Raw genomic sequence first — 11937 nt, forward strand, 5'->3', positions numbered from 1 at the left:
GATGATGAATTTATTTAAAATGAGTGCGATTCTACCAGTTTTACTGGCAGGAAGCCTACAGGCTAAAGTCAAATTGCCCACTGTATTTAGCGACCATATGGTGTTGCAACAGCAAAGCAATGTGGGTGTATGGGGTTGGGCAGATCCGGGGAAGACCATTGAAGTGACCAATACCTGGAGCAAGAAATCCTATAAAGTGAAAGCAGGGAGTGCCGGCGACTGGAAAATCAGTATGGCTACACCTAGTTTTGGTGGTCCCTATGCCATTACCATTTCTGATGGAGAGCAAACGGTCTTAAAAGATATCCTGATAGGTGAAGTATGGGTATGTTCAGGCCAATCCAATATGGAGATGCCTTTAGCCGGCTGGGGGAAAATTGACAATTACCAGGAAGAGATCAAAGCCGCAAATTATCCTAACATCAGGTTGCTGCAGGCGGTACATGTAACCAGTAATATTCCACTGCAAGATGCAAAAGTAACCAACAACGGCTGGACGGTTTGTAACCCGGAATATGTAGCGGAGTTCTCTTCCACGGCCTACTTTTTTGCGCGGGAAGTATTTCAAAAAACAGGGATTCCTATTGGCCTGATTCACACTTCATGGGGCGGGACGATCGCTGAGGCATGGACCAGCAGGAATACGCTGAAAAATATGGCCGACTTTGCCGAGGCCAGTGCCGCAATTGAGAACGAAGCAAAAGTCAATGATAGTCGTACAGATGCCCAAAAGATAGCCGAATGGCAAAACCTGATTCTCAAAAAAGATGCAGGATACACCAATGGGAAACCATCATGGGCAGCTGTGTCTGTAGACGATAAATCATGGAAACATATGGCGCTGCCTGTGTTATGGGAAGAAGCTGGTCTGCCGGATTTTGACGGGATCGTCTATTTCAGAAAAACTGTTACCATCCCCGCTTCCTGGGCAGGAAAATCCGTGACCCTTAATCTGGGCGCTATAGACGATGATGATATTACTTTTTTAGACGGTGAAAAGATTGGCGAAACCACTGGATATAATGTGCCCCGGGTTTACCAGATTCCCGGAGATAAAGTAAAAGCAGGAACACACGTGCTCACTGTCCGGGTATTTGACGGCAGCGGTGGCGGTGGGATTTACGGAGAGAAAGATGTACTGTCACTAAAATCTGCCACAGGTGAGCAGATTTCTTTAGCTGGCGACTGGGCTTACCAGATCGGCATGAACCTGAAAGATGCAGGTCCTTCTCCCGCATCAAACCAAAGTGCCAACAGACCTACTGTTTTGTTCAATGCGATGATCAATCCTTATCTCAACTATACGATCCGTGGTGCCATCTGGTACCAGGGAGAAAGTAATGCCGATCGTGCGCAGCAGTACCAGACCCTTTTCCCGGCCATGATTCAGGACTGGAGAAAACACTGGAACCTCGGCGACTTCCCTTTTTACTTTGTACAGCTCGCCAATTATATGAAACCTGAAGCGCAGCCTGTACCTTCTGCCTGGGCAGAGTTGAGAGATGCACAACTGAAAACATTGACCCTGCCCAATACCGGCATGGCCGTTACGATTGACATCGGTAATCCTGCAGATATCCACCCTAAAAATAAACAGGAGGTTGGTCGCAGGTTAGCTTTAATTGCCCTTGCAAAAAATTATAAAAAAGATATTCCTTATTCGGGCCCGCTCTTTAGTGCTCAAAAAGTGGAAGGCAGTGTGATACGGTTGAGCTTTAAACATACCGAGGACGGTTTAAAAGCCAAAGACGGCGCTTTAAAAGGTTTTGCCATTGCAGGAGCCGATCAGCATTTTTATTGGGCAACAGCTACCATAGCAGGCAACGAGGTAGTATTGAGCAGTCCGGATGTAAAAACACCTGTAGCTGTAAGATATGGCTGGGCAAATAGTCCCGGGTGCAACCTTTATAACGGTGCCGGCCTGCCTGCCAGTCCTTTCAGGACAGATACCTGGGCTGGTGTTACCGACGGCAAAAAGTAGGAGATAAAAACAATTTATACAGCCTTCCTGTTAGCCCTATCATTTGGTTATCCCGAGCGTATGTATAAATTGTTTTTCCTTGTTCCCTTTTTATTCCTTTATCAGACTAGTTTCGCCCAGTTTACTGACAGTACCAATTACGTGGTCAATTACTCCTCCACAGGATCATTAAACAATACCAATGATGGCAAATCTTACCTGTTGAATAATGGATTGAAATTTGGTGTCAGGAAAAAGTCGGTCAGCCTCAATTTCAATAACAAATGGATTTACGGGAAGCAGAACAGGCAGCTGACCAATAACGATTTCTCCTCTTCATTAGATTTTAATCTTTATAAAACGCTGCCCCATTTCTTTTACTGGGGGCTCGTGAATTACAATACCAGCAAGTCTTTGAAAGTTAATAACCAATTACTTGCAGGGGCGGGTATTGCTTACAGTATTTACGACAGGGAAGATGCCTATCTCAATATCAGTGACGGCATCTTATTTGATAGCAGTGACCTTACGTTAGATAACGAGATCAGGGACGTTTATCATACTTACAGAAACTCTTTGCGTTTATCCTTCAGGTTTGTGATCAGCAAGATTATCATTGTGAATAGTTCCTCTTACTTTCAAAGCTCATTCAGCAATGGGAGTGATTATATAATGAAATCTGATTCTTCTCTTGCTTTTAAAGTGAACAAATGGCTAAGTTTGACGACTGCTTTTAATTTTAACAGGGTGGCCAGGACTGACAGGCAAAATTCGTTGCTGAGTTATGGGTTGAGTTTTGAAAGGTACTTCTAGCTTGATATTATTTGTGTATAAATAACTTGTTGATATAGTTTGTTTTACACTCTTGAGTTCGGATGGATTTAGTGAATTTCGAATCATTACAGAACCAACTTCTTCATCAACATATAGTGTTGCTTAGCAAATTCCTTACTATTTTTCACCTTAATATCATTTTCATCATCAGCAATATAAAACACATGTATCCCATTTTTATAGATATGTTTGAAGCTGATATAATTTCTAACCCGCACTGACTGATCCTTCTTTTTATAAGATAGCATAACAGCGTGGAAGCTATTAGCGTCTTGCTCTACAACCTTAAAATTAAAAGGTTTTCCTGCAAGATAGCGCTTCATATCAAAATCAGATTCAGGAGCTTTGATCAATACCAGTTTAGCATCGTAAAAACTTTCAGACAGACTTGTCAGTTCTATTTTAAATAGCTTATTGTTTTTTGCGAGTGTTCCTGCTTTCAATTTATCAAAGGTGTCTTTATAAAAAGAGCCGTCTTCTGCTATTTCAAAGTTTTTTGGTAGAGTAGCAACCAACTTACCATAGGAATCAGGTAAATTATAACTTACAGTTGACGCATTTTGAGCTGTCTTCCAATCCGGATCTATTTTATAGTTTTTTGCGTAAACTTCGAATGCTTCAGTCTTAGTTTTAAGGTAAGCAGATTCGTCTTCTATTTCTTTTTTATATTCTGCCGCTGTCAGCTTCTGGTAATGAAGTACAAATCTATTGTCATCGGATAAGGTCCCCAGAAAATTAAAATTGATCTGAAGGGATGCTCCGCTAATGGATATATCGGTAATAGTGTCTATCAATTTGCCAGCATCGCTCTCTTCTTCGGCATCAAAACGACGATAACTGAAGGATTGGAGTGTATCTATTTGTATATCTCTTTTTGTAGGAAAATCAAGATGAAACGAATTACCATCTTTAATGACGTACTGAAAATCAGTCAGTAAATCTGAAATATAATCAGGAGTAGCCCCATGCATCGGCTCCTTGTTTTTTTTGTTAAAAGTAGTAGCTTTCCAGTAAGTCTTTTCCTGGCTACAGCCAGCTGTAGAAAAAAGAACGCTTAGGATAAAAACAAGTCCAGTTAGATTTTTAGAGAGGATTAATTTTTGCATGAATTGAATATCTACGATTCTTAATCAAATATCTTGCCTTAAAATTTAATCTGAGTAATTTCTTACTTCACCTCCTTCAAAGGCCTCCGCAAAAAGAAGTACTCCCCCATATGCTCCTGGTACTCCTTAAAACTGTCAGAACTATTGATCCCTTCAGGAATGACCTTAAACTCCTCAGGAGTGATATACTTCCAGGTTACGCCATTAGACTCTTCGAGAGAAAGAACCTCAATAGGAAAGTTCATGACAAATTCATTCAGGAATTCTTCCTTCCCGGCTGTCCATTGTGTGGTGCTGCCCAGATTGCGTGGCCAGACATAGAGTTTATGGGCTTCGAGTATCTTTCCGTTTTCATCGATAAAAGAAGATTGCTTCAGGATCAGGTCGCTCAGTTTAACATGAATCACATCGCCTTCAAATTCGCTATCTTTTTCGATAATAGCGATAGCTTCAGCGCTAAAATAGGGTACACTAGCACCTTCTTCCTGAACTATTGTCAGTGCGCCGGTAAAAACATATTTCCCTTTTTTTAATAAGTTGATACTGTGACCTGTTTTATCTACTGCTATCGCCATGTTTAAATCTTATTTGGTAAAACTACTCAATAATCGGGCTTAAAATTGGAAATTGATGACAAAAGATCATCAGAATTAATAAACCTTGCATATTTTTTGCTGTTGTTGAGATAGATTATAAGAATCATTTGACAAATGAATATTGACAAAAAAAAACTAGTTATTGTTGGTGGTGGCTTTGCAGGTGTAAACCTGGCGAAAAAATTAGCTGACAACGACGCTTTTGAGATCATACTGGTCGACAAAAATAACTATAACTTCTTTCCTCCGCTAATTTATCAGGTGGCTACGGGTTACCTGGAAACTTCTAATATCAGCTATCCCTTCCGCAAGCTTTTCCGTGGTAAAAAGAACTTTACGTTCAGGATGGGCGAACTGGAAGAAGTAGTGCCTGCAGAGAAAAAACTGATCCTCTCTACGGGAGAAATCAGCTATGATTACCTGGTATTTGCGACGGGATGTATCACGAATTACTTCGGAATGGAAAGTGTTCAGGAAAACTCCATCCCGATGAAAACGGTATCTGATGCACTATCCATGCGGAATACTTTGCTGGAGAGATTGGAACAGGCCTCGAGGGAAACTGATCCGGCTATCCGCAAAAAACTGCTGACGGTAGTAGTTGCCGGGGGCGGACCAACGGGAGTAGAGATTTCGGGGATGTTTGCGGAGATGAAGAAAAATATCATCGCCAAAGATTATCCGGAATTGAAAGGTGCGAATGGTGGAATCTTTCTGGTAGATGGCTTAAAGTCTGTACTGGCACCAATGAGCGAGAAATCGCAGAAATATACGCATGACATGCTGACTAAGATGGGTGTGCAGATCAGGCTGAATAGCATGGTGAAAGATTTTATTGATGATACGGTACATTTTGCAAATGGCGATACGATAGAAACCAAAAACCTGATCTGGGCAGCGGGCGTAACGGCAATCGTTTTTAAGGGTTTACCGGAAGAGGCGTATGGAAGAGGCAAAAGAATGGTGGTTGATGCGTATAATAAGGTAATTGGTCAGGAAGATATCTATGCAATTGGGGATACGTGTTTGCAGACTACGGATGCAGCTTTTCCACAAGGGCACCCGCAGGTAGCACAGGTAGCGATACAGCAGGGACAGAATTTAGGAAAGAACCTGCTTAAAGCTTTGCGCAACGAAACGCCGGCACCTTTTAAATACCATGATAAAGGTTCAATGGCAATCATCGGCAGGAACAAAGCTGTGGCGGAATTACCTAAGCCTAAGCTATTCTTTAGTGGTTTTATCGCCTGGGTAATGTGGTTGTTTATCCACCTTTTATCGCTGATCAATTACAGAAACAGGATCAAAACCTTGTACAACTGGACAATTGCTTATTTTACAAAGGATCAGGCATTGCGATTCATTGTACGCCCGGCAGCAAGAAAAGAGAGAAAGACACTGGAAACGCAAAAGGTATAGCGAAAAAAGAAGACATAACGGTAAGCTGAGGCAGGAGACCTGAAATTTACAATTCTAAGGCAAATTATATTTGGTTAGACTGGGCAGGGTAGTGTTTAACTATTACATTTGTTTTTATGGATGATTTCTTCGCTGCACGACTCCAAATGGCCTTTTCACTGGGCTTCCACATTGTTTTCTCCTGTATAGGAATGGTGATGCCCTTCTTTATGTGTACGGCCCACTATATCTGGTTAAAAAAGAAAAAGACGGTTTACCTGGACGTAACCAAAGCCTGGAGCAAAGGGGTAGCGATCTTTTTTGCTACGGGTGCAGTTTCCGGAACGGTACTGTCTTTTGAACTGGGGCTGCTGTGGCCAAAGTTTATGGAACATGCAGGGCCGATCTTCGGGATGCCTTTCTCGCTGGAAGGAACTGCATTTTTTATTGAGGCGATAGCGCTTGGTTTTTATCTCTATGGCTGGAACCGCTTTAATCCTTGGTTCCACTGGTTCACGGGAGTAGTAGTCGGGGTAAGTGGTTTACTATCGGGCATCCTGGTGGTAGCGGCAAATGCGTGGATGAACAGCCCCTCAGGTTTTGATTTTGTAAATGGACAATACCTGAATATAGACCCCGTCAAAGCGATGTTTAATGCGGCCTGGTTTTCGCAGGCACTGCACATGTGTGTAGCGGCTTTTGTATCTACGGGTTTTGCAGTAGCAGGTGTGCATGCGCTGATGATCTTAAGGCGCAAAAATGTATTTTTTCATAGTAAAGCTTTTAAAATTGCTGCGGTATTCGCGACGGTTGCGGCCTGTTTACAGCCCATCAGCGGGGATATCTCTGCAAAGGATGTGGCGGAAAGGCAGCCGGCAAAACTGGCAGCGATGGAAGCACATTTTCATACGGAGAAGGGCGCGGGACTGTTGATCGGGGGCATCCCGGATACAGCGACACAAACGGTTAAGTACGGACTCAAAATACCGAAGGCGCTGAGTTTTATGGCGACGGGTAATTTTAATGGGGAAGTGAAAGGACTGGATCAGATTCCTAAAAAGGACCAGCCGCCTGTAATGGTCACGCATTTTGCGTTCCAGATCATGGTGGGATTGGGAATGGCCATGCTGGGAATTGCGCTGCTGTATTTCCTGGCGCTGTGGAAGAAAAAGAAATGGCTGGAAACTAAATGGCTGCTCAAATTATTCGTCATCGCTACACCAATGGGTTTTATTGCACTGGAAGCAGGATGGACAGTGACGGAGGTAGGCCGGCAACCCTGGATTATCTATGGGGTAATGCGAACGGCTGATGCAGTAACGCCTATGCCGGGCATCGCTTATTCTTTCTACTTATTTACAGCGGTTTATATTTCCCTGGCAGTAATTGTGAGTCTGCTGTTATTCAGACAGATCACGATGGTAGACAAATTGTATGATTCTTCCACAAATGATAAAAACAACAGCTTATGATATATGTAGTGATCGTTTTTTTGTGGACAGCTATATTGTTATATATTTTGCTGGGTGGTGCTGATTATGGCGCTGGAATAATTGAATTGTTTACCTCACGTGCAAACAGGCAAAGGACACGCAAAACAATGTATGAGGCGATAGGCCCCGTATGGGAAGCCAACCACATGTGGCTGATTATTGTGATTGTGATCTTATTTGTGGGTTTTCCGAAGATTTATACAACGGTTTCCATTTACCTGCACATCCCGCTGGTGATGATGTTATTGGGGATTATCGCAAGGGGAACGGCATTTGTGTTCAGGAATTATGATGCAGTTAAGGACGACATGCAAAAGGTGTATACACCGATATTTGTCATTTCGAGTGCGGTAACGCCTTTTTTCCTGGGGATCATTGCAGCAAGTGCGGTATCGGGACAGATTGATTTGCAGGCGCATGATTTCCTGTCGGCCTACATCTTTAGCTGGCTGAGCTGGTTCTCGGTGACAGTAGGACTCTTCACGGTAGCGATCTGTGCGTATCTGGCAACGGTTTTTATTATTGGCGAAGCGGATGATGAGGCGGACAGGCTACTGTTTACGCGGAAAGCAAGGCGGATGGTATTTGTGGTTATGGGGGCAGGTGCACTGGTATTTGTGGCTGCATCTATTGAGGGAATCCCTTTGTTAAGCTGGATCTTCAATAATATTTTAGGGATTCTGGCAATCATTTCGGCAAGTATTTCGCTGGTGATCATGTTTTTTATGCTGAACAAAAACAGGCCGGGATTATTACGCATCCTTGCAGGTTTCCAGGTCACGATGATCTTATTTGCAGCAACATACAGCCATTTTCCTGATATCGTAATGCTCAAAGGAGGACCTAATTTGTCTTTACTGACACACCAGGGACAATATAAGGCAATTGAAAGTCTGGCTTATGCGTTACTGATTGGTAGTGTATTTATTTTGCCTGCATTGGTTTACCTGATCTACAGCTTTCAGAAAAAGAAGAGCAGCATCAGCGGGCATGACTGATCGCCCTGAGGGCATTTGAAGAGATAGCATATTTAAAAGATTTTACGAAAAGAATAACATGGAAGAATCCAATTTTTTAAGACTGAGCAAACTGACTGAGGGAGATTACGAAGGATTTTTATACGATTGTGATGGTACACTGGCAGATAACATGCCTGCGCATGCAGAAAGTTACGTGGAAGTGGCCAAAGGATATAATGTAATGATGGATCCGGCAATTATTGATGAGCTTGCAGGATGGCCGATTGCAAATGTAGTGGCAGAACTGAATGTGAGATACAAATCAACGATGGATCCTGAAGAGTTCAGAACGCGAAAGGCAGCTGTTTTTGCAGAACGTTTTATTGAGCATGTACAGCCGATTGATTATGTAGTGGAACACCTGAAAGCGAATGCGGGAAAGGTGAAGATTGCAGTGGTTTCTGGGGGCGACAGGGTAGCGGTAGAACGTACGCTGGAGATCATCGGGGTAAGCGAATTAGTGGAAGTACTGGTATGTGCAGGTGAGACAGAAAGGGGTAAACCTTATGCTGACCCTTTCCTGAAAGCTGCAGAATTGCTTGGGGTAAACCCACAGAAATGCCTGGTTTTTGAGGACGGCAATCCGGGAACACAGGCGGCAGAAGCAGCAGGCATGCACTGGGTGCGCATCGACCAGTTTAAATTTGGTTAAGTTTGCTGATCTATCAGGCTGCGGGTGTTTGCTGGTATGATGTTTAAATATCATTACATAAAGATACACCAACATCTTGCTGTCTAGATATACAGATATAAATATATAATGAAAAGATCGGGAACAGCAGATTTGCCTTTGCACTATGGCCATATACCTAAATGGCTGTCTGAGCGTATGTCCCGGTTAGGCTTCCCGATTACAGAAGCAATAATTGAAGAATATGGAACGGCAGAGGTTTTACGGCGATTAAGTGACCCCTTCTGGTTCCAGAGTCTGGGTGCTGTAATGGGGATGGACTGGCACTCGTCTGGCATCACAACTTCGGTAATGGGTGCTTTAAAGAGTGCAATCAATCCGCATGCGAAAGAACTGGGGCTCTACATGTGTGGAGGCAAAGGGAAATCATCACGGCAGACCCCACAGGAACTGCTTTTTTATGCGGAGAAAAATGGCCTGGATGGCGATGCACTGGTGAGGTGCAGTAAGCTAAGTGCAAAAGTGGACAATACTGCGGTACAGGATGGTTTCCAATTGTACATGCATAGTTTTGTGGTGAGTACGGAAGGACTGTGGACGGTGGTGCAGCAGGGCATGCAGGATGGTACTTCTACGGCACGACGTTACCATTGGCATTCTGCAGGGATGACTTCCTTTGTAGAAGATCCGCATACCGCAATTTGCGGAGTGAACCAGGGAGCTATTCTGAACATGGCAGCAAAGGCAGCTTCGCCGGCGCGCCAAGCGGTTTTGGCGATGGGAAAAGAAGATCCTTCGCGCATGCTGGCAGAAGTGCAGCACCTGGTTTTACCGAAGCATCACGAAGTGAAAGCAAAGGATGTAGACCTGAAGCGATTGGGCGCGATGTTATGGCTGACGCATGAAAAACAGCCGGCAGATTTTGAAGAGTTGCTGCTCTTGCAGGGAATGGGACCAAGAACACTGCAGTCTATGGCGCTGGTCAGCGAAATCATTTATGGTACCCCGTCGCGGTTCAAAGATCCTGCGCGTTTTTCTTTTGCACATGGTGGAAAGGATGGTCACCCTTTTCCGGTACCGATTAAAGTTTATGATGAAACACTGTCAGTTTTGTCTAAGGCGATTGGAAAGGCTAAAGTGGGAGAATCGGATAAATTAGAGGCTGTTCGCAAATTGAGTGAACTTTCGCGGCAGGCCGAGAAAGATTTTACAGTAAATGAACATGCGGAGGCAAACTTTGAGGAACTGCTTGAGCGGGAACGGAATGCGTCCTGGCAGTATGGGGGTAAAACGATTTTTGGTGATGCAAAGCCACCGAAGGATAGCCAGCTGAAATTATTTTAGTTCATTATTTTTCTACCTTTAAAAATTAAATGTCTTGTTGCGGGCCGTTTTTAGCGGCTGGCAACGTCAAATTGAATCAAAGAGCAAATGAAACAAATTTATCTACTGGCGTTACTTTTCCCGTTCGGATCGGGACTGATGGCGCAGCAAAAACAATTGTCGGCTACCGTATTCACGACCGCTAAGGGTTCTGATCTTCGCCTGTCGAAAAACGGCAGTCTGAATTTTACGGATATGAAACAGCCACTGGAAACGCAGGTATGCATTTTCGTTGATCCGGCGAAGACCTTCCAGACCATGGTGGGGATTGGTGGCGCAATTACAGATGCTACGGCAGAAACTTATGCGAAACTGCCTAAGGCGACTCAGGCCGAGTTTTTAAAGGCTTATTATGATAAAGAAAACGGAATTGGCTTTTCGCTGGCAAGAACGAGTATCCATAGTACCGACTTTTCGAGCGACAGCTATACGTATGTGAAAGAGAACGATGCGGAACTGAAAACTTTCAATGTAAAACATGATGAGAAATACAGGATTCCATTGATTAAACAAGCTATACAGGCTGCAGGTGGTACTTTGCCGATGTTTGTTAGCCCATGGAGTCCGCCTGCATGGATGAAGACCACTGGCAATATGTTAAAGGGTGGTAAACTGAAACCGGAATTCAGACAGAACTGGGCAAATTACTATGCAAAGTTTATCAAAACGTATGAAGCGAAAGGAATGCCGATCTGGGGACTGACCATGCAGAATGAGCCTATGGCGACACAGACCTGGGAGTCTTGTGTATATACTGCTGAAGAGGAGCGTGACTTTATCAAACAATTTTTAGGTCCGACTTTGCAAAAAGAAGGTTTGGGCGACAAAAAACTGATTGCATGGGACCACAACCGTGACCAGGTGTATCAGCGTGCAAGCACGATCTTAAGTGATCCGGAAGCGGCGAAATACGTATGGGGAATCGGTTTTCACTGGTATGAGACCTGGACGGGCAGCGGGATGTTATTTGACAACCTGAAACTGGTCAAACAGGCTTTTCCTGATAAGGAGCTGATCTTTACGGAAGGCTGTGTAGAGAAATTTAATCTGGACAGCGTGGGTAGCTGGGATTTAGGAGAGCGATATGGTTATTCGATGATCAATGATTTCAATAGTGGTACAGCAGCATGGTGCGACTGGAATATGCTGCTGGATGAAAAAGGCGGACCAAACCATGTGGGCAACTTCTGCTTTTCACCATTGCATGCCGACCTGAAAACGGGTAAGCTGATTTATACAAACTCTTACTATTATATGGGACAGTTCTCTAAGTTTATCAAACCGGGAGCGAAAAGAATTGTAAGTTCTTCGAACCGTGATCAACTGCTGACTACAGCTTTTATCAATCCTGATGGAAAGATGGCTGTAGTGGTAATGAACAAATCAAATGTTCAATTACCGTACTATTTATGGATTGGTGGTAAAGCAGCAGAATCGATCAGTCTGCCACACTCTATTTCCACGATCATTGTAGAGTAAAAAATTATTCCGAATCTGAATAAACAAGGGGCTGCAGG

Annotated in this window: 10 protein-coding genes; 8 read left to right on the plus strand and 2 right to left on the minus strand. The window is 43.7% G+C overall.

From position 1 onward, the window contains the following. Nucleotide 1: 1 nt before the first annotated feature. Nucleotides 2–1981: a sialate O-acetylesterase gene (locus OQX62_RS05345; protein WP_265830381.1), complete on the plus strand. Its 1980-nt coding sequence runs from the start codon at nucleotides 2–4 to the stop codon at nucleotides 1979–1981. Nucleotides 1982–2041: 60 nt separating this feature from the next. After that, nucleotides 2042–2773 carry a DUF481 domain-containing protein gene (locus OQX62_RS05350; protein ID WP_265830382.1) on the plus strand — a complete coding sequence of 244 codons (732 nt, stop codon included), beginning with the start codon at nucleotides 2042–2044 and terminating at the stop codon, nucleotides 2771–2773. Nucleotides 2774–2859: 86 nt separating this feature from the next. Here the strand turns inward: OQX62_RS05350 and OQX62_RS05355 are convergent, their stop codons facing one another. Then, the gene (locus OQX62_RS05355; protein ID WP_265830383.1) at nucleotides 2860–3900 is read right to left on the minus strand and encodes a hypothetical protein; all 1041 of its coding nucleotides are present in this window, start codon (nucleotides 3898–3900) and stop codon (nucleotides 2860–2862) included. A gap of 62 nt (nucleotides 3901–3962) precedes the next feature. Beyond that, nucleotides 3963–4475 carry a hypothetical protein gene (locus OQX62_RS05360; RefSeq protein ID WP_265830384.1) on the minus strand — a complete coding sequence of 171 codons (513 nt, stop codon included), beginning with the start codon at nucleotides 4473–4475 and terminating at the stop codon, nucleotides 3963–3965. A gap of 135 nt (nucleotides 4476–4610) precedes the next feature. Between OQX62_RS05360 and OQX62_RS05365 the strand changes: the two genes are divergently transcribed. The 6 genes from OQX62_RS05365 to OQX62_RS05390 all read left to right on the plus strand — a co-directional run bounded on the left by OQX62_RS05365 (nucleotide 4611) and on the right by OQX62_RS05390 (nucleotide 11899). Then, entirely contained in the window at nucleotides 4611–5915 is a 1305-nt protein-coding gene (locus tag OQX62_RS05365) for an NAD(P)/FAD-dependent oxidoreductase (RefSeq protein ID WP_265830385.1), read from the plus strand. Nucleotides 5916–6031: 116 nt separating this feature from the next. After that, the gene (locus tag OQX62_RS05370) at nucleotides 6032–7366 is read left to right on the plus strand and encodes a cytochrome ubiquinol oxidase subunit I (protein ID WP_265830386.1); all 1335 of its coding nucleotides are present in this window, start codon (nucleotides 6032–6034) and stop codon (nucleotides 7364–7366) included. Next, a complete protein-coding gene (locus OQX62_RS05375) occupies nucleotides 7363–8385 on the plus strand; it encodes a cytochrome d ubiquinol oxidase subunit II (protein ID WP_265830387.1) in 1023 nt (340 codons plus the stop codon). The genes OQX62_RS05370 and OQX62_RS05375 overlap by 4 nt, the downstream gene beginning before the upstream one ends. A 58-nt stretch (nucleotides 8386–8443) precedes the next feature. Further along, nucleotides 8444–9058, plus strand: coding sequence for an HAD family hydrolase (locus tag OQX62_RS05380; RefSeq protein WP_265830388.1), 615 nt, complete (start codon nucleotides 8444–8446; stop codon nucleotides 9056–9058). A gap of 108 nt (nucleotides 9059–9166) precedes the next feature. Beyond that, nucleotides 9167–10381 carry a DUF763 domain-containing protein gene (locus OQX62_RS05385; RefSeq protein ID WP_265830389.1) on the plus strand — a complete coding sequence of 405 codons (1215 nt, stop codon included), beginning with the start codon at nucleotides 9167–9169 and terminating at the stop codon, nucleotides 10379–10381. Between the two features lie 87 nt (nucleotides 10382–10468). Then, nucleotides 10469–11899, plus strand: coding sequence for a glycoside hydrolase family 30 protein (locus OQX62_RS05390; RefSeq protein WP_322973694.1), 1431 nt, complete (start codon nucleotides 10469–10471; stop codon nucleotides 11897–11899). Nucleotides 11900–11937 lie beyond the last annotated feature (38 nt).

It is taken from the genome of Pedobacter sp. MR2016-24 (assembly GCF_026239655.1).
GTDB lineage: Bacteria > Bacteroidota > Bacteroidia > Sphingobacteriales > Sphingobacteriaceae > Pedobacter.